The organism is Butyrivibrio sp. ob235 (assembly GCF_900109475.1).
GTDB lineage: Bacteria > Bacillota > Clostridia > Lachnospirales > Lachnospiraceae > Butyrivibrio.
This window is the reverse complement of record NZ_FOBE01000014.1, coordinates 70,878-96,938: the sequence shown is the minus strand read 5'-3', so window position 1 is coordinate 96,938 and position 26,061 is coordinate 70,878. Positions and strand designations below refer to the sequence as shown.

Below are 26,061 nucleotides of genomic sequence, written 5' to 3'. Positions count from 1 at the left end.
ACTATCTCCTTATCATCCGGCACATTCTTTGCAAGGACTTTTCCCTATTGCCTCCGAAAGTCGCACCGTTCTTATTGTTCTTTTAATACCACTGCAGTTTCTGTTTGAGTGGTATCTGCTTCCAAAATTGGTTATATACACCGAACTCCCTGCCTTTTTTCCACAGTATTCGCAAGGGTAATACTTTGCTCTGTCCGCATTTCTCTTTCCGCTGACTTCTGATTTTGAAATCTGTTTCACACTAAGCTTCAAATGTGAACAATCAAGGCTTTTGTGATAAACCGTTCCATGATCCGTTATATAAACAAGTTCATCCGTCTCATCATTCTTTTCATGACTTTCCCCCGGACTGTATCCGGTAAACGCATGTCCGTAAAACCTTCCTTCCACCGAAAAATCGGTAAACGCTGCTATTTTGAAAAGCGGATGCGCCTTATAGGTCGCAACAATATCAATTATGTCTCCATTGGAATAAAAGGTTGTTTCGCCAAGCTTAAGACCGGAGGCTCCACCGTTTATAGGACTGTGGTCCAGATATTCTTCCCCGAGATAGTTTTTTACCATCTTGCCTGCAACCGCCGCATTTAATGCTCCTGTCGCAGCTCCCAATGCAGAATCACCATCCTCTGATTTTGCAAAAGATCGTGTGGTGGCTTCGGTTATCATAAGTTGTCTGCCTGTTTGGTGGAGGGCTGCTTCCAAATCGCACTGGAATTTTAAAATGTCAAAGACGCCAAGCAGATTGACAAAGAAAAAGAGAAACAAGGGTAATACCAATGATGCTTCGATTGTGACAGAAGCAGCCAGCGACGGCCTTTTTCTATTTGCCCGAAGAAGCAAATCCTTTGTATTAAATTTTATTTTTGAGTTCTTCGAACGATTTTCATTTATTTTTCCCATATTTTATTTTTTCCATATTTTATTTTTTTATTTTCCTTATAAATGAAAAAGGCCATCGCCGGCCACTCCTGTTTATCAGTCAAACATTTCGTAGCCGTATATACGCTCTATTTCTATCTTTTTGTTATAAGCTCCCAAAATATCGAAATCGACGCTTATTATGTCTACACATCTATCCAGTGAAAAAGCCTCATTGCCACTGAGTTTTCTTATATTTATCTCAATGATATCCATAAGTCTCATGGTCTTTTTTTGTTTCTTTTCCAATATTAAAAGCATCTTCAGGTAATCTTCATAGCTTAGTCCCGATCCTCCGCCATTTTTCAGATGATCCCTGAACTCCAGCATATGTTCGAGGGAAAGATTCCAGCTATCCGCAGTCTTGATTAGTGGTACTTTGCCGCCGCTTAAGAGAATTCGAAGATCTGATATTGTTTCTGCGAACGTCCAGGCAAATATTATTGCCATCTTTATCGCCTCTTGAAGTTCGGGAAGGGTAAGAAGTACTGAAGCTGTTAGTGCCAATGCATCCGCTTCCGCAAGTTTTGCAGGATCGTTCATTATATATACATAATTCGCAGCCTCTTTTATAAGGAACAGTCTCTCCACGACCTTCTCAAGATTAGCGTAATCGCTGTCCTTGCCCGCCAATATGTATTCCAGTTCATATTTTAGGTGCGAATCATCTTTTTCAAGTCCGTAACATCCGCACTTTTCATGGAGATATCTCTCAAAAAGCATATCCGGTCCTGCTCCCGTTGCCACAGTTTCGTCAAGGCCGGTGCCTTTCAGTAGTTTTCTGTGTGAGGCTAAGGTAGATGAATCAATAGCAGCTGTAGAAATTACATTAATGTCAGGTGCTGCCAGCGAGAGAATTCCTACACTTTTTTGAGCCGTTACTCCTGCTGCCGGATTATCAACGTAATAGGTCTCATTTTCTCCGTTTCCGTCCAGATCAAGCTCCCTCGGGGTATTTATATCATTTGCATTACTCTGTGCCTCATTTTCCACATTCATTTCCTCGAACCCGGAATTTTTCAGCTGATCCGCATTATTCTGTATACTTTTTATCGCTGCCTCAACAGGTTCAGAACCCATGTAGGAGAGAATCTGTCTTTTTAACACAGCTCCGCCACCGTCCGTTGCAACCGAGTATCCGGTAATGTCAGCTGACGAAAGCCTGGCGGGCATCATTGTGCTTCTCCCGGTTACTAATCCCACCGGAGATAATTCAAAATTTTTAGAAAAATACTTCTCAATGTGATCCCTTGTATGAATTACAGAACCGTTTGTCCCTCCATAGGTTGTATCAATCAGAAGAAGTCCGTATTTTTCAAACAGCTCTCTGTTGTACTCTCCGAGAGCTGAGTTCATAGCAATATCTACCACCAGTTCAGATTTCATTCTCACTGCTCCGATCCTTGCACCCTGCAAGAGTGCAAGAATAAGAGCAAGGATTATTGTCAGTGACAACGAAAGATAAACCGTTATATAGGCATCAGCCTGTAACCTTTGCCGCATCCGAATTGATTGTTTTAAAGATCTCGGTAACAAGTCCGTCTATCTCCTTTTTGAAAATAATTACAAGCCCGATGAGAACAACAATAATCAGTATTACTTCCACCGTTCCCATCCCCGCTTCATCCAAAAGCAGTTCCTTAAGCTTGTCTTTTGCGCTGGAAACCACATATCTTAGTTTTGCCTCCAGCATGTCTTTCTTGTTTAAAATCAGTTCTTTCATTTTTCCTCCTTCATTTAATGAACTATATTTCAGTAACACCTTGTGGTGATTACCTTCGCTAAAATGACAGATATGCCGGTATCATAATTACCACCATAACTATCAGAAGCATGAGAATCATCGGAACAAGAAGTTTTGTTCCCGCCTCCTCTCCAAGCTTTCTTGCATAGGACATTCTCTCTATTGTTGCCTTATCTGACTCTTCCCTAAGAAGAGCCATCATCTCAGAATTTCCTTTCTTTAAATTTTGTGACAAAAGCGTCACAAGTCTTGCATATTGCTGCGAGCCGCATCTTACGCCGAGTCTCTCATATACATTTAATTCAGGAACTCCGCTCTCAAGCTCGTTGCAGCTTTTTAGTATTTCCTCATATAAAAAACTTCGTTTTCCGCCATCTTTAATATGGGCTTTATACTCGTTAGCAAACTTTTTCAATATTGCTCTTACAGACATGCCGCTTCCCATATACAACACCAGTCTTGATACAAAAGCCGGATATTCCAGAATCATTTGCCTTCTTCTGTACTCCACTTTCTTTGTAAGATCTCTGTCTCCGGCTATAAAAATCGTTGCCGCTGCTATAATTGAAAGCATAAGGATCATTATGCTGTTTTCGTCTGTAGCCTCTTTCCAGAAGAGTTTTATTCCTTCGACATTTGCAGGAAGCATAAATCTGTCTTTTGTCCGTGTTTCTTCCTCGGTTTTTTTGATGTTTCCTTCAATCTCCTGCTTAATGATTTCTTCATCGGTAAAGTCCCTTGGAACAACAGTGATCTCAAAATCGTTTTCCCATTCATAGTCGCGATACGTGATATTGGCAGTCAGTAAAACTCTGGATGTCTCAAAGAAAATGTCTTCATTCATTACCTTTCCGTCAGAGTGAATTACATCGATGTTGTCGGATTTCCATGAAATCTCAAACGGATATCCTTTGAGCTGCGAAGGAAGCTTCAGGTCGCTTTTCACATGTCTTAAGTCTTTATTTTCCAAGAGTATTTCTTGGGACAACGCCTTTAGCATTTCTTTATACAGTTCTTCCGATTCTTTCTCTGAATATTCTTTTTCTGCGATAGAGACGTTAAAAGCTCCAAGTTTTTCTCCCTCCTCATCCATGGCCACCAGCTGCGTTTTTCTGTCACCCTTCCCATAGTCGCTTCTTATAACCTCTCCCTCGCTATTAAGAGAAGTATTTCTCCTTGAGGAAAAGCAGGACAATAGCGATAGAAGCGATCCGAGAAATACAATTATCAGAACGACACTTATTTTCTTTATGTAGTAATCACTCAATCTTTTTTGTACATCTGCCTCTGAATCAAGCTTTTGCAGATTTTCTCTCACCCGGCGCCTTCCATGGGATTTAAGAAAAAGCCTGTTTTTTTCGACAAATCTCCTGAATATATAAGAGGCCGTCTTTAAAAAGATTTTTTCTATTCCCTCCGGTTTTTCCCCTTCGGTATCCGGTATTCTTTCGTCGAAGGATAATATCAGTAATAGTCCTATAAAAACCGGAATTACCATGTATATCACCATTAGTATTCTCATTAGTTTCTCCTGTCAGATCTCAATATCCACAATTTTCTGGGTCAGCAAATACGCAGCAATATATATGACGAGACAAACTGTCATGATGACTATCCCGAGCGGATTGCCATATAAAGCATCAAAAAACCCCGGATTGGTCAGCCCCACATAAGTCATTATTCCGAAAGGGACAACCTCCATTATCTGTGCCTCCATTCTCTTTGCGGCAATAAGGATATCAATTTCATTTTCAACATCCATTCTCTTTCCTATCAGATCTATGCATCTTTCTATGGTTTCAGTCATATTTCCGCCGCTTCTTTTGGCAACCGCAAACACAGCCGCAAATTCTTCAATGTCCTTATTATTACTGCGTCTCCCCAGTTCTCTAAGCATGACTTCTATGGTTACGCTGTTTTTTATTCCCTGTTCTATGCGCTGCAGTTCTCTGAAGATAGGTGCACTTTTCCCGTACAGAATTCTCATATCGTGTATTGCTTCCTTAAAAGAATTCTCTATGGAATATCCTGCCTTTTGAGCAGCCAAAACCGCCATCATGGCATCCTTAAACTGAATTCCGAGATCATGGTTTTCCTTTTTTATCTTTTGCTCTTTTTGAATAACAAACCATGGGATAGATAAAGGAAATATCAGAATTGATGCGATAAAACTGCCATAAAATAGTTTTCCTATCATTAGAAGAACCAGAATATTTCTACCTATAAGCGGTATATCAAAGGCTGTCACTTTTAAATCCAAGACCCGCCGCTTCCAGCTTTGATACATTTTCAAGTTCATTTTCACACCTCCATTCTCCTAATATCTTTCCTGTTTCATCCGTACCTGTTTCATAAAACTTGTACAATGTTCTTATTTCTATCTCTCCGGTCATTGGCACGGTCCTTCCTGTTAGTTCACAAACTTCAAGAACTTTCCTAGATTTATCGCGAAGTCTTCCCAGCTGCACAATGATGTCTATCCCCGATGCTATCTGCCCTCTTACAGCCGCAAGAGGAAGATCCATTCCCATAAGAAACATTGTCTCCAGACGTGAGAGCATGTCCCTTGCTGTATTTGCATGCCCCGTTGACATAGATATGTGTCCGGTATTCATAGCCTGAAGCATGTCAACACACTCATCTCCGCGGACCTCTCCTACCACTATTCTGTCAGGACGCATTCGGAGAGAGGATTTTATAAGGTCTCTGATAGTAATTGGCTTACACCCTTCTACATTTGAGTTTCTGGTCTCCATCCGGACTATGTTCGGGACATGATTTATCTGTAATTCAGCATTGTCCTCAATCGTTATCACTCTCTCGTCTTCAGGTATGCTGTCCGAAAGTGCATTTAAAAATGTTGTTTTACCGGATCCTGTCCCACCCGAAATAAAGATGTTATAGCCGGCCTTAACCAGAGTTTGCAGATATTCTGCAAGCTCTTTTTTAATTGAACCTATACTTATCAACTTATTAATTGTTATGGGATTGTCCGGGAACCTTCTGATTGTAAGGATTGGACCGTTAAGCGCCACAGGCGAAAGAACAACATTGACACGTGAACCGTTTTCAAGTCTGGCATCAACTATCGGCGATGCCTCATTTACTACTCTGTTGCATTTACTGACTATCTGTTGTATTACATCTTCAAGTTTTTGAAGAGATTCAAATTTCATTTCATGTCTGTATAATCTCCCGTTTTTCTCTATAAAAATATGGTCGACACCGTTAACCATGATCTCGGTTATCCCAGGATCATCTACCAGTAGCTGCAGAACATCAAGTTTTCTGATTGAATAAAAAAGTTCTTTTCGCAGCTGTATTTTTTCATCAAGCGAAAGCTGCTCTTTTCTGCATCCGTATATTATTCCTTTATCTATTCTCTCAAGCATTTCTTCGTCATCAACATCTCGTGAAAAATCCATTCCTTCAAGTATCTGATCACGAATCATTGTTTTAAGAGCCTCACGTTCCAAGGTTCTCACCTCCGATTCTGCTTATTCTATGTAAATTTCTCATGTCAAATTCCTCATCGGAGTGCAGCTCATTTAAAAATAATTCAATTCTCATATGTGCATTATAATCATCATTTGACAACATATAGACCTCATCACAAAGGCGAAGCATCTCAAACAGTTCTCTTACGCCCTCCGCGATATCCACTACGAGGCTGGTATATTTTCCTGTATCCTCTATCTGCTCAAAGAGCTTTTCATACTCTCTTCCGGTTATAAGTCGGCTCTGACATGCACTGGAAGAAGCCGGAACAAAATCAAGTTCTTTATCATGTCTTACTATTCTCTCCAGATAAATACCAAACTTATCGCCACCACACTCAGCAAAGTACATAAGATCCAGCAAAGTCTCGGAATATGTGTCACTCCTTATGATTTTATTAGTACAAAAGCTGTCTGTATTAATGTATAAAGCCTTTTCTTTTTCGCATAACCGCCTTGCAAAACCAATAGCCTCGCTGGTCTGATCAGTATTAGGTACCGGTGTATAAAAGCCTATTATTTTCATCTTCTTTCCGGTATCACCCTTTTTACTCTTTACAACTATTCCGGGGATGTCCAGACACATGCTGAGGATACTATCTGTGATATGCTCACTCTTTTGGTATTTATCCATGTATCTTATATCCACATCTTTTAGTCCATAGGACTTATCGCATTCCGCAAGATCCCGTTCGTTTTCCTTTAATACGATTATGTGTTGAAAACCGCTTACACTTTCTATATTGAACAGAGCCTCCGATATTAGAAGTAAAACATTCTGTGTCTCATCCCTAAAGCCTGATAAATGCTTCATATCCGTTATCTCAAAGATGTCAAATGGGATGCTGAGATTATCTCTTATAAAGCTGTCCAGTTTTTTACAATAATTCTTGTCCTTATCACATATTATTAAAATATTCTTATTCATAATTATTCATTTCCTCTTCATTAAGTGCATATAAGACCACCACCGCCTGTCACAAGAAAGACACTGATCATAATAGGGACGGCAAAGTGAATGGTGCAGTTATGATCCTTTTGGATAAAAATCTTCAGCACTCCGATCACAGCAGCTATGATAAATGCAATTATTATCGAACTCACAGTTTCTCCCGTGGTAAGAAACATTGAAAGAACCGCAAAAAGTTTCAGATCTCCGCCTCCTATGCCATGAACTATATATACCGGAACAAGAAACATAAGAGTCAGTAGCGCTTTTGCTATTGGTATAAATATAAGTTCCTGCATACCGCTGCCTGTTAAGCAAAAAGCAAATTTTGCCAAACATCCCATAAGGAGCCAGCTGTTAAATATTTTATTTTTCAATATATCTGTAATTGCCGATCCGGAGACCAGGCAATACAAAATCGGAATTGTCATAATTTCGTTTCAATCCTTTCTGAAAGAGTAATAAACATGCCGGTGTAAATGCGATTGCATTAAGGATGTACGTATAATTGATTTTGGAGAAAGCGATGAACGCCCGCACCGGCATATTTATGTTTATAAAATTCTGGACAGCGTTAAATTCCTATCCATTCCGTCGCTGTCGGTGACGATATTATCACCGAAAAATCAGCGGCGCAATACCGCTTCCGGCCTGAATTTTTCCTTCGATTTTTTTCTTAAGAAAGTTTTAATTTCGCTCGTGTGACATATAAACAGCCGAACTGACATCCCTTATTTTTGTCAGTTCGGCTGTTTGATTAATATATAGTAGAAAAAAATCGCCAAAATTGAATTATTAAATTTTCTTTAATTTCTCAGGCCATATATCCCCGTGATACCAGATCTCCGCTTATACTCTCTTGTAAACGCCCTTTTCCGTATGTAAGTCCCGCATAGACTTTTGGTACATTTGTCATTAGTGCGTCTTCTCTGTCCTCTTTTTCCAGCGAAAGATATGCTTCATGAAGTTTTTCAAAGGTTCCTGTTACATGGGAAAGCCCGTCTTTACTCAGCTTTCCTATAGATCTGATAATCTGTTTCTTCTCAAACAGGTACAGAGCAAGAAGATTATTTCCCAGTTCATAGTTCACATTCAGTGAATGAATCAATTCATCAATGCAGTTCATGGCTCTGCGGAGCCCTTCAATAAAGCCTGTTTTATCATCATATTCCAGACATTCTTCCGCTTCGCTGATATAGTCGAGTACCATTTCATACAGAATTGTTATCATCTGGGTTTTATTGGCTAACGTTATTCTTCTTGTATATGCATGTTTCTTTTCTTTTGTCATAGATATTCCCTCAAAAATTCACCATAAAATTACTGGAGAAGCTGCAAAACCTGTTGAGGTCTTTCATTAGCCTGTGCAAGCATGCTGGTTCCCGCCTGAGAAAGCACCTGCTGTGTGGAATATACGGTCATTTCCTCTGCCATATCCACATCCATTATTCTGGAATAAGCAGCAGTCATATTCTCGCTGGTTACATTGATATTGCTGATTGTATGATCCAGTCTGTTCTGATACGCACCCAGCCTGCTTCGAATATCAGAAACCTTCTGAATGGCATTGCCAATATCCTCAATTAACTGATCCGCACCGGTATGTGGAGCATTTCTTCCTCTTTCATCTCCGGCTTTCATGATGTCCTCTACCTTTGTTTCGTAATCATTTTGGGCTCTTGTTCGAAGGTCATCATAATTGGCCTGTGTAATTGCAATATCCAGATCTCTTTGTGCCTCAATCGCCGCCTGATTTGCAGGATTTGCTGCTATATCAGCTGCTGCCTTATCCTGAATCTTCTGAATCTGTTCAGCCTCAGCATCGTAATAATCCTTGATTGCATCCTGCGTTTTTCTGTATTCCTCAGATATCTTTCGTGCATCATCTCTATTTATGAAATAATATGATGAGCCATCTTCTATACCTTTGGTTTCATCTATAGCTTGTTTCGTACTGTCATAATATGTCATATCGATGATTCTTTGTTTTTCAGAATATGACATATAATCATCAGCATCTAAATAGTCTACAGCATCTATAAGGTCATCTTTAAAGGTCCTGCTAACATCTGCATATTCAATTCCCAAATTGCTCAGGGTTATCTTTGGAATTCTGATGTCAAGCGTCTGACCTTCGTTAGCACCAATCTGCATAGTCATGGCACCCTTTCTTGTGAGTTCCATGTCAATGCGTTCTCCCTCCAGTTTCTTATTTGCTTTTATTTCAATCTCTCTGCCATCCCTGGTGGCAATCTTAATAAGATCGCCATCTACAGTAACGTTGGCTTCCGACATATAGGTTATTTCTTTATCTCTGCCCTGGGAAAGGGTAATCCTTGTAACATCAATCTTAACCGATTCTGCTTTGTACCCGTCTTCATCAAGAAGTGTTACCTTACCTGTCTTTTCATCATAGTCGCAGTAAAGCCCTTCGATATAATAGTTTCCGCCGTCAATCAAATCACTATAACTGTTTATTGTTATGTCAGGATCGGTATCATCGTCAACAGTAGTATAGCCTCTGAAATCAAAGGTGCCATCAAGAAGAGTCTGCCCGTTAAACTGGGTAGCCTCTGATATTCTTGTTATTTCATCCTTCAACTGTACGATTTCATCCTGGATAATATCTAGATCTGTCTGACTGTTAGTTCCGTTTGCTGCCTGAACGGCAAGCACACTCATTCTTTGAAGAATGTCGTGAACTTCATGAAGAGTACCGTCAGCGGTCTGAATCACGGATACGCCGTCTCCTGAATTGCCGCCTGCTACACCAAGGCTCTTAATCTGTGCATTCATGCGCCTTGATATTGCAAGGCCGGACGGATTGTCCTTGGCGTTTGCAATTTTTAATCCACTTGAAAGTCTCTCAATGGATTCCGCCAGCTTGTTATCATTTGCAACAAGGGCATTGTTCGCAATCATTGCTGAAATATTGTAGTTAACCTGCATGATGACCTCCGATTCTGTATATTCCTATACTGCGTGTACAAAAATCTCTGCCATCCTTAGCAATGTGCGATTTTCGAAAACTCCGTTTTCCGATCCGGCTATCGCGCTTCCGGCTTCCTGTCTGCGATAGAATATTCCGATATTTGTACTATCTGTTAAAAGTTCGGGCTCTGCTTCTTTTAGCCCATCTATAAATCTTTGTCTAAGCTCTGTCATATATTCGGCCATTTCACCTGTATGCGGATATGCTGCAGCAAATGCGCCTTTTATCACGTTATCCTCAATTGTCATGGCCATTGAAATGTGTCCGTAATCTATAGTTTCAACTTCCGCTTCTACTTTTCTTCCATCAAGAGCTGTCTCTCTTAAAGTTACGTGCATGGATACGGTTCTTCCTTCCAGCTCAACCGGAATCTCAAAACTCTTCTGTCTTGCCATGTTTGTTGCTACCGTGAGTTGTTTTTGCATAAGATGAATGGTTCTGACATCTATGTATGTATCGGTTTCATTCATCAAAATATTATCCAGACTTTCCGATAGCTCAAGCATTTTCTCAACGTAAGCCTCTTCATAGTTGTCTTCATTAATGAGATCATCCAGCATTTTCTGCCTGGTTTCCTTAAATGCCAGCTTTGCAATTTTTTCTGCATGATCCCATACAGAGGTTTCCCTCCCCTTTCGTCCGGATTTAAGATTGAGATATGCCTGAACATTTTCTACATTTGCTTCAATACTATATCTTGCAAGTTCCTTAGCCATTTCTTCCGATATTTGTCCGGATGCTATTTTTCTTAAGTCTGAGGCTTTTTCGCTGTAGTATTTTTCGTCTGCTTCCGTTCCTTCCGGGGTTTCTTCTGCTTCTGTCAGTTTATCTGCAAGCTCGTCCAGAAGCATTTCTTCTTTTGCCTTCGCTGCATGAAGTTTCTCAGGTTCGAGGTTGTCATAAACCACATCCGCTTTTTCACTGTAATATATAAATGCTGTTTCTATCTGTGCTGATATGGATTTTGCCAGAGTTTTCTTTCCTTCCACTCCGCCGAATTTGTCATCAACCTTGAAATCCATTCCCTTCTTTTCAGTTCTGGATGAGCGGACCGCCGATAACAAATTTTCAAGAGTCATCTCGGCTCCGGTCTCCAATACCGCGCCTATAGCGGCATTATCTGTAACTTTGAGCGTATTAAAAAGTCTGTAAATGCCAATGAAAGATTCTCTCTCCTCAGGTGTTATTTCGGCATTTTTTTCAAGTTTATAAAGAAATCTGGCGTACTTTTCTTCCTGTTTTCCCGAATTCTTATCCTGATCTGACAGCTCGCTTGATAGTTGATCGAGCGTCATTTTCAGCGGATTATGTCCATCACGTATCATGTTGAGAACCGCTCCGGGTTTTAGCTTATTTATGGTACTCATAAGCTTTTCATCCATTGCTCTGACCCGCTCAATATTCTCTTCCGACACTTCCATCCGGTTATATCCGAGTATTCTGACTACTCTTCTGTTTTCCTCATTAATTTCCTGTCCAATGTCTTTAAGCAGGTCATCAACATTTCTGAAAGCCTTTTTGATATTATCTCCGAGATCTGCTCTTACTTCGGTTCCGACAGCTTCATATGTAGCACCTGCTTTTTCATAGCGATGCTGGATTGCCTTAGCATCATCATAGATTTCACCAAGACTCTCTTTCATTGAGAGATCATGTCTTCCAATGAATGCTATTGGCAATTCTTTAAATTCGGAGATTTTTGCGGTTGTTTCTTCAAACAGATTATATTTGGAAGGATCAGTCTCTCCGAAAAGCTCCCTGCTAAGAGAATCTATTTCTTTATCCAAAGCCTCTATAACCTTTGTTATCGGCTCTGTTTCCAGATTAAATCCTTTATCAAGAAGTCTTACATTTGCTGTAACTGTCATTTTTAGCCTGATTTCCTCAAGCTGTTTTCTGGCCTCAAGTACTTGGATTTTTTTCTCCGGCAGAAGATTATCTTCGACACTAATTCTTTTTTCTTCTGTTTTCTTCGTGCCTAGACCGCTATCTTCTTCAACTGTTCTCTCAGCTTCGGATAGATTTTTTATATTTATTTCTTTATCGTCCAGGAAGGCTCTTTCAATTGCCTTAGTGCTTATCCTGTCCACTGCTTTTTCAATTCGTACAGCTTTATCAATGGTGCTTTCCTGCTCATTTATATTACCCTTGGCTGCACCGTTCTTATTTACTATGGATATTGCTGCAGACTTTACTATTTCTTCCTGCGTCATTGGCAAAGTCAGGCTTTTAAGCTCATCTACCTTTTGAAGATTTTCTTTTGTCAGAGGAATCGACTCCTCTATCATCCACTTAGCTTCTTCAAGAACGCTTTTCTTCAATGGGTCAAAACCAGCCTCTTCAATTACCTTTTTTGCCTGCTGTTCCAAGGATTGCCATTCGATTTTCTCAGCTTTTTGGCCATAATACCCCTCTGCTTCAAGTGCAATGAACATTCCGGACTTTCTGTTTTGTCCGTTTGTCGCATGCTCAGCAAGATAGATATTTTCCATGGTGGGTTCAAGTTCATTTAATGTCATAAATTTGACCGCACCATCACTAAGAGCAGTTATTTCCTTCATATTGTCATAAACTGCCATTGTATCCGAAACATTATTCTCAGTAATGGGAATGTCATTCTCCTGAAAAGAAGAGATTATATCATTGGCAAAGGATCTGCTTCCTGTTATCTTCGTAAGTTCCTCGGCAGATATAGTATCCGTATAGCCTATAACTTCTGTCCCTGACATAGCAAGTGTAGCCTTGATTTTGTCGAGTATAGTCACAGTTTCTTCCGGTTTCATATCACTAAAATCAAAGCCTTCAGCAGCTGCTTTTGCAAAATCCTCTGAAGACATATTATTGGCCATTACCGACATATAATTATGACGAATAGCCGCATCTGTATTCTGCGCCTCCGTCATTATATCGTTTTGTGTTTTTCCGGCTTTAACAAGCCCTTGCTCATTGCTAAGGCTTCCTGCCAGGTCAACTGCTACCGCGCCCCTTGGCTGCGTGCTTTTTACATTTGAAAGAGTAAAATTTACTCCTGCATCCATGCTCTTTCTTGTACTATCAATATCGGATTCCATTCCATTAATAGCATTTAAATTCACGTTCATATATTTCTCCGATTTCAAGAAAAAGGTGATAAACACTCTTTGTGCTTATCACCTTTTATTTCGGATTATTTTCGAATTTCTTTAAGATTCGTTATTTTGTCTTTTTTGAAGAAGTAGTCTTCTTTGTAGTTTTTACAGCCCTTTTGGCAGTAACTGCCTTATTTGCCATCTTCTTCTCAGCTGTCTTTTTAGCCGTTTCTTTTACTTCCGGATTCTGGAAAACAAATACCTCAGCTCCATATGGAGGTAGTGTCATAGTTATACTGTAATCCTTGTAATCACAAAGTCCGGGCTCTGCCTTTATACTTGCGGGAACAGAACTTCCGCAGCCGGCATATTTCTTATCAGCACTATCCAGGATGTGCTTATAATTTCCGGCAAAAGGTACTCCAACCTTATAGTCTTTTATCTCCATAGGAGTAAAGTTCAAAACAAACAGAATGTTATCTTTTCCGTTTGAAGCTCTTCTATAAAAGCTATAGATACTGTGATCTGCATCATCAGCATTAATCCACTCAAATCCGCCCCAATCGTTATCCACTTCATAAAGAGCAGGATATTTTCTGTAGATCTCCAACAGGTCTCTCACATAGTCCTTCATACCTCTGTTGAGATCTTCCTGAAGAAGAAACCAGTCGAGCTCTCTCTTTTCACTCCACTCACGCTCTTGTCCAAAATCCTGTCCCATAAAGAGGAGCTTTTTACCACTGTGGCCGAACATGAAAGTGTATCCTACACGAAGATTCGCATATTTATCAACCTTATATCCGGGCATCTTCTCAACCATTGAGCATTTAAGATGAACAACCTCATCATGAGAAAGCGGAAGAATATAATTCTCGGCATTGTTATAGCTCATCGCAAAAGTCATCATGTGATGAGCACCTTTTCTGAAATAGGGATCAAGCTTCATGTACTCGCAGAAGTCATGCATCCATCCCATATTCCATTTAAAGCTGAAGTTAAGACCATCATCCTCAACAGGCGCAGTGATCTTAGGCCATGCCGTTGACTCCTCAGCTATCATCATAACATCAGGATATGTTCCTCTGATAACACTGTTAAGATGTTTAAAGAACTCAATAGCCTCATAGTTCTTATTTCCGCCATCCTTATTTGGAACCCACTGACCATCGCGTTTACCATAGTCAAGGTAAAGCATGGATGCCACAGCATCTACTCTGAGTCCATCTACATGGAACTCTTTTATCCAGAACAGCGCATTAGCTATAAGGAAATTCTTGACCTCATTTTTACCAAGATTAAAAATCTTGGTTCCCCAATCGGGATGTTCTCCCTTTCTCGGATCGGGATCTTCATAGATGCAGGTGCCATCAAAGCATCCAAGTCCGAATTCATCCGGACAGAAATGAGCCGGAACCCAATCGAGAATAACTCCGATGTTATTCTTATGAAGTAAATTAATGAGATACATGAAATCAGTAGGCTCACCGTAACGCGAAGTCGGTGCATAATAGCCTGTTACCTGATACCCCCATGAACCGTCAAAGGGATGCTCGGCAATTCCTATGAGCTCAATATGGGTATACTTCATCTCTTTGAGATATTCTACGATACGATCGGCAAATTCCCTGTAACTGTAAAAGCCATCCTCGGTACCGTCGGGATGCTTCATCCAGGAACCAATATGGCACTCATAAATAGCAATTGGCTGTTTGTTTATGTCCTTGCCTTTTTTGCCTTCATACCACTTATCATCGCTCCATTTGAATTTTGACAGATCTGTCGTTCTTGAAGCATTGCCGGGACGAAGCTCGGCATAATTAGCATATGGATCGGCCTTGTACAGCTTTCTTCCATCCGGAGTGTGAATCAAATACTTATACAGCTCACCGGTTCCTACACCGGGAATAAAAAGCTGATAAATACCCATATTTCCTATTTTTTCCATGGGATACATGCTCTCATCCCATCCGTTGAACGACCCAATAACATGTACTGCTGCGGCATTCGGTGCCCACACAGCAAAAAACATGCCCTTTACACCATTTTCCTCAGAGACGTGTGCCCCCAGCTTTTTGTAAATGTCGTAATGCGTTCCCTGTCCGAACAGGTACTCATCCGCATCTGAAATGAAAACAGTCTGACCCATATGTTATCCCCTTTTAGAAAAAATTTATGTAAAAATATTATAGCATAATAAAATCTTTAATGAAGAAAATCCTTCTCTCTTAAGATGATCATATCTTCACTGTCAAAGCGCTTTCTGAGCATTACGTCAAAGTAATGACCAATTGAATGCTTATCAGCATAGTAGATAGCATCATCAACCATTTCTTTAACTTCTGCAACTGTCACCTCATGGTCCAGTGTCTGTCGCTCTGAAATCTTTTGATGAAGGGCAAGTATTCCCAGATTATCGATAACATGCTCTTTTTCAAGTGCGTACTGCTCTGCATAAGCAACCAGAGAATCATCATCAAGTGCTTCTATGTCAACCCGGACATTGAAACATTTTTTGAGGTCCGGATATTTATCAAGCAGCCTGTCAATATCATCTCTTGTGTCTTCAATGACTAAAATATATCCCTTATTCTCACTCTGCAACTGCTTAAGAAGAGTAACTACCGTATCCTCCTTAAGATCAGCTGCTCTTCTGATAATAAGAGCACCATTGACTATCTTATCCAGAATTGAGCTGACAGAACTCTTATTCAGCTTAATCGCCGTAATCATAGCAACTTTTCCTGAGAAGTTTGAATCTGTCTGCTGTACTGCCTTTATCAGACCCTTTGCCAGATTCACGGTACCGGCGCCTTCCTCACCTGTAACTATCGCATTGTTTGTATATGCAGCCATGCTCAGGTTGTCGATTGCGCGTACTATCTGCCTTCTGGATCTCTTGTAATGAATATAAGGGCCAAAGAGTCCTTTCTCCTCAGGAGTCATTACACGTACTCTTTCTTCTATTCCTCTGTCTTCTTTTTCATCATCCTCAGCAGATTCAGGTTCATCTTGAATTTCTTTGGAAATGTTTTCTTTAGGAGTCTCTGCCTTTACGGGTACTTCTTCTTTTGTAGGCTCTTCCTCGGTTGCAGGCATTTCTTCCGACTCTTCAATGACTTCAGAAGCTTCCGGTATTTCTTCTTCAACAGGTTCTTCTTTTTTCTCGTATGTCAGTTCTTTGAGTCCTGCCTCGGCTCTCACGATCTCAGCAGATTCTATCTCTGTGGTTTCTCCAAGATCGATTTCTGCTGCCTCTTTTTCCTCGTCCTCGGACTCTTCCACCGGTTCCTCTGCTGCTTCAGGCTCTGAGACCTCTTCCTCGAGATCCTCTCCTGTAATCTGTACCATCGAAGTTGTATTCTGAAGATCATCTATGGGCGCAATCTCCTCTGAAGACGCCTCTGCAAAGGTATCCTCTTCTGAAGATGAAGCCTCTTTTTCTTTAGCAATTTCAACCTGCTCGGTTTCTTCCTGTGCAGGCTCTGATATTACCTCTTCAATAGGCTCTGTACCCTCATCTGTCACCGGCTCTTCTGTTGGGATTTCTTCAGGAATTTCTTCCTTTACAGTCTTCACAACAGGAGTAATTTCCTCATCCCCGGGTTTCAAAATTCCGGAAATTGCGGGTTCTTCCTTAGGTTTTTCCTCACCAAGTGCCGAGTTCAGAAGGTCCTTATCGAAATCTTTAAACAACTCACCTGTCTCGGACGCTGCAAGCTTCTTGACACTCTGATACTGCTTTTTCTGCTGCTCCTTCTTATATCTCTCCCAGTCACTCATGAACTCATTAATGCTGATCTGACCGGTGATCTGTTTCTCAACTTGCTTGGCATCATCAATAGCCATGCTGATCTGACCGTCATATTCCTGTGACAGCATGTTATCAAAGTGATTATTGATCTGATATCTGATATTCGGTTTTATTACCGCACCCGGAACCTCATCCTGAAGTGGCTCATCCATGAAAACAACACCTTTATACATAGTGTGATCATTCATGGTGGTCTGCGCGATATTTGCGGCAATTTCCTTATCTTTTAATTCCTCTGCTATAGGAGTCTTAGTCTGTACCGGTTCAGGAATCTGCTTCCTTACCTGCTCCATAGATTCCGTATTCCATACCTTTGTATCTGTGCTGGGTACAGGCTCAGTACTAATTTCCTCTTTTTGTTCCCCTACAGGCTCATCATTTTGTTCCACTGCAGATTCCTGCATCTGCGGAGCCTCTGTAACAGGTTCTACTGCAGCTCTCTCCTCCTGCACAGCCTCTGTGCCATATGTCTTGTCCTCATAGAAAAGCTCTGACATTGAAGGCTTCTCAATATCACCTGTAGTTTCAAACATATCTCCGGTATCAAGATTACCGGTTTCTTCCTCTTCTCTTATAACCTGCGGGCCATGCGCATCTGCAAAAAGCGCGGCATCAGGATTCTCCGTAAGTACTTCCTTCAGATTCTCAGCTATTTCCTTCTGAAGATCTACTGTGTTGTAAGTATCAACATTTACTGTCGGAACAGAAAATGGTTCATTTATCGGAGCCTCATAGATAGGCTCTTCTGCTACAGGCTCCTGAACGGGCTGCTCATATATAAGCGCTTGCTGAACAGGTGCCTCCACCGGCTGGCTCTCATAAACCGGCTGGTTGTAAAGCTGCTCTTCCTGTGTGGGCGCAGCTACATAGTTTTGCTGTGCCTGCGCCTGCAATTCCTCCTCAGATATATGCGGAAGCTCTCTCGTAGGAGCTTTTTTCCCATCAACAGCATCCATCCCCGGAACAGCCTCTTTGAACTCCGGTGCATGAATGTTTCCGCTTGTCTCTGCCTTATATTTTGCGTATACTGCCTTCTGTTCAGGAGAAAGAGGTTCATGAAGGGCTTTTAATTCAAGTGCTTTAATAACATAGCGTCCCTCTCTCATGTATAAGAAAAGCTCATCGCATTCCTCTATACATTCTGTTGTGAGGCCTACTCTATGATATAAATAAGCAAGCTCATATGCCCACTTTTCGTTATAATCATGCTTCTTATACTCCTCAAGCACAGCAATACGCTCTTCAAGACTAACTTCCTGAGCCTCGTAGAGCTTGTACTGGAGAATATATCTGGCGGTGTTCCTGGGTGCAAGTCTTACAAACTCCTTGTAATACTCAACTGCCTGAACAAATTCACCCATGGCAATAGCCAGTTCACACAGAGAATAAACTATCTCTCTCCTTGTAGGACTTCTGTCATATGCAAGGAGCAGGATATCTCTACTCTCCTCCAATCTTCTGTTTACCTTGTAAAGGTCACTGATTGCACAAAGCATACCGACACTCTTAACTCTCTTCCAGTCAATTGTGTCGGCAATCTTAACTGCATCTGCAAAACGCTGTGCTCTTATCAGCGATTTAATTTCTTCTGCCCGAATTTTATATTCTGTTTTATCCAAAATATTGTCCTCTAAAACTTTTTCATACTACATCTAGTAGAATTTTAGCATAGAGGTCTTTTGATGTCAAAAAATCACAGCTAAAAATCCGCGTATTTTCGCGGTTTTCCTCGCATTTGATTTTAAAATATGGCAAAATCTTTACTGAATTGATACAATTAATTAACAAAACCATTTGTTTCAGAGTTTTTCACTACTGAAATCCCAATATTTATGAATTCGGAGAATAAAAAAATGCCTACACTTGGATGTGCATCCGGAACAAAAGCAGTTTTAGAAAAATACAACTTAAGTATTCAGAAAAAATTCGGACAGAATTTCCTTATAGATGACTCTGTTCTGACAGGAACCGTAGAGGCTGCAGGTGTCACAAAAGATGATACTGTACTTGAAATCGGACCCGGCATCGGAACAATGACTCAGTATATTGCAGAGAGCGCAGGTAAAGTCATAGCCGTGGAAATAGACAAAATGCTTATTCCCATATTGGCGGATACACTTTCTGCTTATGATAATGTCAAAGTTATCAATCAGGATATACTAAAAGTTGATATAGAAAAAATTGTTCGTGAGGAAAACAGCGGAAAGCCCATTAAGGTCGTTGCTAATCTTCCTTACTACATCACAACTCCAATTTTAATGAGACTTCTTGAGAGTGAGCTACCAATAGACAGCATTACCGTCATGGTGCAGAAAGAAGTTGCGGACAGAATGGCTGAAAAGCCAGGGTCCAAAGATTACGGAGCTTTATCCCTTGCCGTGCAATATTACACTGAGCCTTCCATGGTTCAGGTAGTTCCACCCAGCTGTTTTATCCCTCAGCCCGGCGTTGATTCGGCAGTAATTCATTTAAAATGTCACAAAAATCCTCCCGTAGTGGTCACAGACTCAAAGTTTATGTTTTCAATAATCCGCGCCGCATTTTCCCAGAGAAGAAAAACCCTCTCCAACGGTGTTGCGAACGGGAATCTTGGACTCACAAGGGAGCAGGTAGTAGCTGCTCTCGAAAAAATGGGATTAAATCCTTCGGTTCGGGGCGAAAAGCTGTCTCTTTCCGAGTTTGCCGAGCTTTCGAACCTTTTGATCGGAGAAAGAAATGATTTTTGAAACACATGCACATTATGATGACGAAGCTTTCAACAGTGACAGAGATTCTCTTCTCTCATCCATGACTGAGAACGGAATCGGAACAATTGTAAATGCAACCGCATCAAAAAGAACTGTCGAGAAGTCCATTGAACTTACTAAGAAATATCCTTTTATCTACACCACAATCGGTGTTCACCCCAGTGACTGCGATGAAATGGATGAAGAAGAGCTCTCCTGGCTTGAAAGCCTGTGCTCCTATGAAAAAGCTGTCGCTGTAGGAGAAATCGGTCTTGATTATCACTATGATGAACCTTCAAGAGATATCCAGAAAAAATGGTTTGAAGCGCAGCTTGATATGGCCAAAAGGGTTAAACTCCCGGTAATAATTCACTCACGTGATGCGGCAAAAGACACCCTCGATATTATGAAAAGCATGAAAGCCGAGGAAATCGGCGGTGATATACATTGCTTCTCATATCCCGTTGAAATTGCAAAGGAATATCTGGGTATGGGATTTTATATAGGTGTCGGTGGTGTCATCACCTTTAAGAATGGAAAGAAGCTGCGTGAAGTTGTTGAATACGCCCCCATAGAGCAGATTGTCATAGAAACCGATTCGCCCTATCTTGCACCCGAACCCTATAGAGGAAAGCGCAATTCTTCCTTAAACCTTCCATTCGTTGCCGATAAGATTGCCGAAATTAAAGACTTGCCTTTGGATAAGGTTATTGAAATTACTGAATTAAATGCAAAGAAACTATATAACTTATAATTTAAAAAAAGCTGCCAAAGTGACAGCTTTTTTTCTTTATTTCTTAATTATCATTTTCTCCGAATTCACTGAGTACTACGCTGCCACTTTCTCTGGTAGCAGGAACATTAATGACTCTTTGATTTGAAGATCCTCTGAACCTCAGAGAAATATTTTTCAGCTCAAGTTTAAACTCACCATCCACAAGCACATCTATTATCGACAAAATCGGTTCCGTGTCTTCGCTGTGACAGCGCTTATTTTCCTCATCGGTTAGCTCTTCCCATAAATAACCGGAATATACCCATATCGATTTATTGGGAAACTCCCTCCTAACCCTTTCAATAAATGGTCTAAGCACTTTCTGATTTTGAATTTCCATTGGCTCACCGCCAAGAATTGTAAGACCGTTAACATAAGCCGGTTTTAGTGATTCGATTATCTCATCCTCCACTTCTTTCGTGAAAGGCTTACCGAAATTAAAATCCCAGGTTTCTTCATTAAAACAGCCCTTGCAATGATGAGTGCATCCCGAAACAAAAAGTGAGGTGCGGACACCTGTTCCGTTTGCAATATCTGTTGTTTTTATCTCTCCGTAATTCATAAATACTTTGTCCTTTAATAATTCTCAAAAAGGGGCTACCTATTGATAGCCCCTTTTAAACCCTTTTACATATATTCATCAAAGATGTAATACACGCTCTTTGATTTCCTGTGTTCTTCCCTGATTCCAGTACTGAGTTCCGATATAGCCGCATGTACGTCTTGCAACGTTCATCTTGGACTGATCGGTATTGCCACAGTTGGGGCATTTCCAGATCAGCTTGCCATCGGTATCGTTCTCAATCTGAATCTCTCCGTTGTATCCACAGCACTGGCAGTAATCACTCTTTGTATTGAGCTCTGCATACATGATGTTCTCATAAATATACTGCATCACTGCAAGGACAGCCTCGAGATTATTGTTCATATTGGGAACCTCTACATAACTGATAGCTCCTCCGGGTGAAAGTGCCTGGAATTCTGACTCAAACTTCAGTTTTGTGAAGGCATCTATCTTCTCGGTTACATGAACGTGATAGCTGTTTGTGATATAGTTCTTGTCTGTAACACCATCAATAATTCCAAAGCGTTTCTGAAGTGCTCTTGCAAACTTATAGGTTGTGGACTCAAGGGGTGTTCCGTATAAACTGAACGAAATATTTGTTTCCTTTCTCCACTTTGCGCACTTATCATTCATAAACTGCATTACTCTGAGTGCGAAGTCTTTTCCTGCAGCATCGGTGTGAGTTACGCCCTTCATGAACTTTGTGCATTCGCAAAGTCCTGCATATCCAAGAGAAATTGTTGAATAATTGCCATATAAGAGCTTATCGATTGTCTCACCCTTCTTAAGTCTTGCAAGTGCTCCAAACTGCCAAAGGATCGGAGCTACATCGGAAGGTGTTCCAAGAAGACGGTTGTGTCTGCACATAAGAGCCTTCTTACAGAGCTCTGTACGCTCCTCCATTATCTCCCAGAACTTCTCCTCGTCTCCGCCTGATGAGCAGGCTGCATCAACAAGGTTTATGGTTACTACGCCCTGATTAAAGCGTCCGTAATACTTATGATCACCCTCGGTATAGTTCTGCGCATTGGCAATATTACCCTTGTTGCACAGACCTTCGGCAAGGTCTTCACTGTCAACTGTGAGGAAGCTTCTGCATCCCATGCAGGGATAAACGTCACCGTTCTTATATTCCTTCATCTTCTTAGCGGAGATATAATCCGGAACCATTCTCTTTGCTGTACACTTGGCAGCAAGCTGTGTGAGATACCAATATGGTGTGCCCTCGTGAATATTGTCCTCATCAAGAACATAGATAAGCTTCGGGAATGCAGGAGTTATATAAACGCCTTTCTCATTCTTTACACCGACTATACGCTGTTTCAGCATCTCTTCGATAACAAGAGCAAGATCGTTTCTGAGCTGACCTTCAGGTACCTCATCAAGATACATGAATACTGTAATGAAAGGTGCCTGACCATTGGTGGTCATTAATGTGATTACCTGATACTGAATAACCTGAACACCGCGCTCTATCTCCTTGCGCACACGCATCTCGGCGATATCGTTTATCTGTTCATCAGTTGCATCCATACCAGCATCGATAAACTCCTGGCGAACTTCTCTTCTGAATTTCTGTCTACTTACATCAACAAACGGTACAAGGTGGGACAATGTAATACTCTGTCCGCCGTACTGAGAGCTTGCAATCTGTGCTATCGCCTGAGTTGCAATATTACATGCTGTGGAGAAGCTCTTGGGACGTTCGATCATTGTCTCGGAAATAACCGTTCCATTCTGAAGCATATCCTCAAGGTTTACAAGGCAGCAGTTGTGCATGTGCTGAGCAAAATAGTCGGAATCATGGAAATGAATAATTCCGTCCTTGTGTGCCTTAACTACGTCATCCGGAAGAAGGAATCTGCGTGTAATGTCACGGCTGACCTCTCCTGCCATATAATCTCTCTGAACACTGTTAACTGTGGGGTTCTTGTTGGAATTCTCCTGCTTAACCTCTTCGTTATTACACTCGATAAGAGACATAATCTGCTCGTCCGTTGTGTTTGACTTACGGACAAGGGCATGGCGATAACGATAAGTGATATATTTGCGGGCAACCTCAAACTTCCCGGACTCCATGAGGCCATCCTCAACCATATCCTGGATTTCTTCTACGTTTGCAGCCCTGGTAAGCCTGTTACACTTATCCTCTACCTGCGCCTCTATGCTCTTAATCTGATCTTCAGACAAGCTCTGATCGGGAGTTACTTCCTTATTTGCTTTCTCAATGGCAGCCAAAATCTTGGCACCATCAAAAGTAACCTCTTTACCGCTTCTCTTAATAATCTTCACTGGCGAACCCCCTATTTAAGTACATTTATATGGAAATACCTATATTTTTAGATAAATAGTAGCCACCCGAAACTATATCTTGTGGCTACAATTAAACTATAATACATTATATAGTATAAATCAAGTAACAATTTTCCGTTATCAAAACTTCCTTACAAATTCAAGCCTGTTCAGCATTCTAAGGTATTTTGACAATCTATCGTTATCCGTAATTTCGTCTCCCGACTCATAGTATGTGGTGTTGAAGCCAACCACAATATCTTGTGGTTCATTAAAAATGATCTCTTTATCTTCATCATTTTTAACTTCTAGCCCCATAACATCACCCAAATGATTAATTGTCCCGTGGTTTCCGTCTATCAGATGAATGCTGTCCCCCAGCAGTTCTCTGTAAAGAGGTTTAAAATAATTAAAATGTGTGCATCCAAGAACCAGCGCACTGTACTTTTCATAGGAAGCATTAACTGACAAAAAGCGGTTACTGATATAATCTCTTACCTCTTTTGTGTCGAATTCTTCTCTCTCCGCATATTTCACAAGCCCCGGCATCTCAAGTAAATCAGCCTTGTGCTGCAAATCCACTCTTGAAAGAAGTCTCTCAAGCTTTTTCTCTCTTATGGTAACGGGAGTAGCCATCACAAGAATTCTTTTACTGTCGTCACGACACTCCTCAACAGCCGGCTTCACTGCAGGCTCCATTCCAAGAATTGGAAGCTTGTACTTTTCCCTTACCATGGATGCACCCACACTGGTAGCTGTGTTGCAGGCAATCACTATGGCATCGACATCTTTGCTGATGAGAAATCTTACAATCTCATCAACATAGCCTTTTATCTCTTCCTCAGACTTTGTTCCATATGGTACATGCCTTGTGTCGGCATAAAATATGTATTCCTGATCCGGAAATCTGTGATAAGCCTCATTCAATACAGAAAGGCCTCCGACACCGGAATCAAAAATTCCTATTCGCATATCATTCCTCGTTGTTGTATCATTATTAATTATGAATGAATCCTACACATTTGAACTTCAAAAATTATATGATGATCCGCATGTAAGCCCTTTTATCCAGGAGGTTTGCGAGTATTACGCATCAAAAGCCGATTACGGCGATGGCTCCGACAGAGAAGAGATTGAACCTTCAGAAATAGTGGAACCCGTATATACTCTGTTTCTTCTTCAGCGAAGGGAAACCTTGCTGGATGAGCTCTCTTATATTCATAAAAAATATCCTCATCTGTTCGCCAGTGTTGAGGGGCTTTATGAGGATATCCTTATTCACATGGACATAAGACCTCTTGAATCCGAAACAGCTGCCCGCCTGTCACTTGCTCTTAATGAAAAAGTCTCGGCCGGGGCTATCACGGAGAAAATCGAAAATCTTTGTGACAGTTATGAGGATATACTTGAAGCACTGGATCCGTTCTACGGTTGGCTTCACGCCTTCTATTCCTGAACTGTCGCGTATTTCATGACACAAAAAAGGAGCTGATTATCATAGCTTACCTGCGCCCATTCTCCGTCATCACTAACAGCGACTCTGTCGAGTGTAGTTCCTTCCGGCACCTGAACAACGATAAAATCATCGCTGGCTGTACTGGGAGTGTTGCGCAGATTAAGGTCTGCCGTCGTAACTATCTTATCACCTGTCTTTGTGTATCCCGCGAGTTCACCTACCTGAACCTCAGTCTGCTCTTCATCAGGATCGGGTCTTAAATATTTATCATAAACCTTAGCCTTAAATATCATTCCAATAAGAGCAAGTATAATCAGTCCTGTAACTATCGAAGAGATTCTTACAATAATAAGCGGATCAACTCCGCCCTCATTATCGTCCTCTTCACGATAATCCTTACGTACCTTTTCCCGGTGGACCTTCTCTTTTCGCACTTTTTCTTTATGTATTTTCTCTTTTGGCACCTTTTCTTTTTTGACTTTTTCTTTTTTTACTCTCTCTTCTCGTACCTGCTCTTCCCGTTCCAGCTCTCTTGCCCTTTTTCTGATATATCCGGGCTTTTCTTTTGGACTCTCGGGTTCAACACTTACAGGTTCAAGGTCCTCATCATCAAGATAAAATTCAGGTGAGTCCTCAGCAAGACTCTCCCTTTCTCTATCCATTTCCGCCTGTCTTGATCTGTAGTACTCCTCCCTCTCATCAGCTGAAAGGAAATCCAGCGGATCCTGGATCTCTATATTTATCTCCTCTGTAAAGTATTCATCGTTTCTGTTTTTTCTTCTGTAATCGTTAAAATTTCTGATATTGTCCGCCATGACTTCTCCTTGGGAAATCCCTTGGTCAACATCTCCCCCTATAAATGAAAATATAAATCGGGTAGGCATCGCCTACCCGAAACTATAATAGCACATATTTGTTATAAGCAAAAATTTGATTATGATACAACCTTATCAATCATACTCTGAAGCTTAGCTTTACTCTGAGCTCCAACCGCCTGATCCACAAGTTCTCCGTCCTTAATAAATGCAAACATCGGGATAGACATAACGCCATATTTCTGAGCAATCTCAGGCTGCTCATCCACGTTTATCTTTCCAACCTTGAGCTCTCCGTCATATTCTTTAGCAAACTCATCGATCATGGGTGCCATCATCTTGCACGGGCCACACCAGTCAGCCATAAAGTCGATAAGAACCGGAAGCTTACTGTTGAGAACTTCTTCCTCAAAGTTGTCTGTTGTAAATGTGTACTCAGCCATCGTCCACCTC

Annotated in this window: 21 protein-coding genes; 3 read left to right on the top strand and 18 right to left on the bottom strand. The window is 41.0% G+C overall.

Annotated elements, in window-relative coordinates:
• Positions 1–12 precede the first annotated feature (12 nt).
• From BMW61_RS11515 to BMW61_RS11450, 13 genes are all read right to left on the bottom strand, one after another.
• Positions 13–900 (bottom strand): hypothetical protein, encoded by an 888-nt coding sequence (locus BMW61_RS11515; RefSeq protein ID WP_139176284.1) that lies wholly within the window; start codon positions 898–900, stop codon positions 13–15.
• A 75-nt stretch (positions 901–975) separates the two neighbouring features.
• Complete coding sequence (locus BMW61_RS11505) at positions 976–2,421, bottom strand: DUF5702 domain-containing protein (RefSeq protein ID WP_139176283.1); 1,446 nt, start codon at positions 2,419–2,421, stop codon at positions 976–978.
• Positions 2,399–2,641 carry a Flp1 family type IVb pilin gene (locus BMW61_RS23055; protein WP_330363785.1) on the bottom strand — a complete coding sequence of 81 codons (243 nt, stop codon included), beginning with the start codon at positions 2,639–2,641 and terminating at the stop codon, positions 2,399–2,401. Before BMW61_RS23055 ends, BMW61_RS11505 begins: the two co-directional genes overlap by 23 nt.
• Positions 2,642–2,699: 58 nt before the next feature.
• Positions 2,700–4,184 carry an immunoglobulin-like domain-containing protein gene (locus tag BMW61_RS11495; RefSeq protein WP_091822025.1) on the bottom strand — a complete coding sequence of 495 codons (1,485 nt, stop codon included), beginning with the start codon at positions 4,182–4,184 and terminating at the stop codon, positions 2,700–2,702.
• Between the two features lie 12 nt (positions 4,185–4,196).
• On the bottom strand, positions 4,197–4,922 hold the full coding sequence (locus BMW61_RS11490) for a type II secretion system F family protein (RefSeq protein WP_022763016.1): 726 nt from the start codon (positions 4,920–4,922) through the stop codon (positions 4,197–4,199).
• Positions 4,897–6,114, bottom strand: a complete 1,218-nt coding sequence (locus BMW61_RS11485) for a CpaF family protein (RefSeq protein ID WP_044959054.1) — start codon at positions 6,112–6,114, stop codon at positions 4,897–4,899. Before BMW61_RS11485 ends, BMW61_RS11490 begins: the two co-directional genes overlap by 26 nt.
• 13 nt (positions 6,115–6,127) lie before the next feature.
• Positions 6,128–7,087, bottom strand: a complete 960-nt coding sequence (locus tag BMW61_RS11480; protein ID WP_091822023.1) for a P-loop NTPase family protein — start codon at positions 7,085–7,087, stop codon at positions 6,128–6,130.
• A 20-nt stretch (positions 7,088–7,107) separates the two neighbouring features.
• Positions 7,108–7,539 carry a prepilin peptidase gene (locus BMW61_RS11475; RefSeq protein WP_091822020.1) on the bottom strand — a complete coding sequence of 144 codons (432 nt, stop codon included), beginning with the start codon at positions 7,537–7,539 and terminating at the stop codon, positions 7,108–7,110.
• Between the two features lie 383 nt (positions 7,540–7,922).
• Positions 7,923–8,399: a flagellar export chaperone FliS gene (locus BMW61_RS11470; protein ID WP_091822017.1), complete on the bottom strand. Its 477-nt coding sequence runs from the start codon at positions 8,397–8,399 to the stop codon at positions 7,923–7,925.
• 29 nt (positions 8,400–8,428) lie between these two features.
• Positions 8,429–10,057 (bottom strand): flagellin N-terminal helical domain-containing protein, encoded by a 1,629-nt coding sequence (locus BMW61_RS11465; protein WP_049946153.1) that lies wholly within the window; start codon positions 10,055–10,057, stop codon positions 8,429–8,431.
• A gap of 24 nt (positions 10,058–10,081) precedes the next feature.
• The gene (locus BMW61_RS11460; RefSeq protein ID WP_091822015.1) at positions 10,082–13,201 is read right to left on the bottom strand and encodes a DUF6240 domain-containing protein; all 3,120 of its coding nucleotides are present in this window, start codon (positions 13,199–13,201) and stop codon (positions 10,082–10,084) included.
• A 91-nt stretch (positions 13,202–13,292) separates the two neighbouring features.
• The gene (glgB, locus tag BMW61_RS11455; protein WP_022763009.1) at positions 13,293–15,314 is read right to left on the bottom strand and encodes a 1,4-alpha-glucan branching protein GlgB; all 2,022 of its coding nucleotides are present in this window, start codon (positions 15,312–15,314) and stop codon (positions 13,293–13,295) included.
• A gap of 56 nt (positions 15,315–15,370) precedes the next feature.
• The gene (locus BMW61_RS11450; protein ID WP_022763008.1) at positions 15,371–18,598 is read right to left on the bottom strand and encodes a hypothetical protein; all 3,228 of its coding nucleotides are present in this window, start codon (positions 18,596–18,598) and stop codon (positions 15,371–15,373) included.
• 234 nt (positions 18,599–18,832) lie between these two features.
• On the opposite strand from BMW61_RS11450, the gene rsmA reads away from it, so the two are divergent.
• Both rsmA and BMW61_RS11440 read left to right on the top strand, forming a co-directional pair.
• Positions 18,833–19,705, top strand: a complete 873-nt coding sequence (gene rsmA, locus BMW61_RS11445; protein ID WP_091822012.1) for a 16S rRNA (adenine(1518)-N(6)/adenine(1519)-N(6))-dimethyltransferase RsmA — start codon at positions 18,833–18,835, stop codon at positions 19,703–19,705.
• Positions 19,695–20,459, top strand: a complete 765-nt coding sequence (locus BMW61_RS11440) for a TatD family hydrolase (protein ID WP_091822010.1) — start codon at positions 19,695–19,697, stop codon at positions 20,457–20,459. The genes rsmA and BMW61_RS11440 overlap by 11 nt, the downstream gene beginning before the upstream one ends.
• Before the next feature lie 43 nt (positions 20,460–20,502).
• On the opposite strand, the gene nrdG is transcribed toward BMW61_RS11440, so the two are convergent.
• The 3 genes from nrdG to murI all read right to left on the bottom strand — a co-directional run bounded on the left by nrdG (position 20,503) and on the right by murI (position 24,309).
• On the bottom strand, positions 20,503–21,042 hold the full coding sequence (gene nrdG, locus BMW61_RS11435; RefSeq protein ID WP_022763005.1) for an anaerobic ribonucleoside-triphosphate reductase activating protein: 540 nt from the start codon (positions 21,040–21,042) through the stop codon (positions 20,503–20,505).
• Positions 21,043–21,120: 78 nt separating this feature from the next.
• Positions 21,121–23,337 (bottom strand): anaerobic ribonucleoside-triphosphate reductase, encoded by a 2,217-nt coding sequence (nrdD, locus tag BMW61_RS11430; RefSeq protein ID WP_022763004.1) that lies wholly within the window; start codon positions 23,335–23,337, stop codon positions 21,121–21,123.
• Positions 23,338–23,478: 141 nt separating this feature from the next.
• Complete coding sequence (gene murI / locus BMW61_RS11425; protein ID WP_091822007.1) at positions 23,479–24,309, bottom strand: glutamate racemase; 831 nt, start codon at positions 24,307–24,309, stop codon at positions 23,479–23,481.
• A 31-nt stretch (positions 24,310–24,340) separates the two neighbouring features.
• On the opposite strand from murI, the gene BMW61_RS11420 reads away from it, so the two are divergent.
• Positions 24,341–24,793: a hypothetical protein gene (locus tag BMW61_RS11420; RefSeq protein ID WP_091822004.1), complete on the top strand. Its 453-nt coding sequence runs from the start codon at positions 24,341–24,343 to the stop codon at positions 24,791–24,793.
• Here the strand turns inward: BMW61_RS11420 and BMW61_RS11415 are convergent.
• Entirely contained in the window at positions 24,784–25,608 is an 825-nt protein-coding gene (locus tag BMW61_RS11415; RefSeq protein WP_091822001.1) for an SH3 domain-containing protein, read from the bottom strand. The two genes, BMW61_RS11420 and BMW61_RS11415, sit on opposite strands and share 10 nt — an antisense overlap.
• Before the next feature lie 119 nt (positions 25,609–25,727).
• Positions 25,728–26,051, bottom strand: coding sequence for a thioredoxin (gene trxA, locus BMW61_RS11410; protein ID WP_022763000.1), 324 nt, complete (start codon positions 26,049–26,051; stop codon positions 25,728–25,730).
• Between the last annotated feature and the right edge of the window lie 10 nt (positions 26,052–26,061).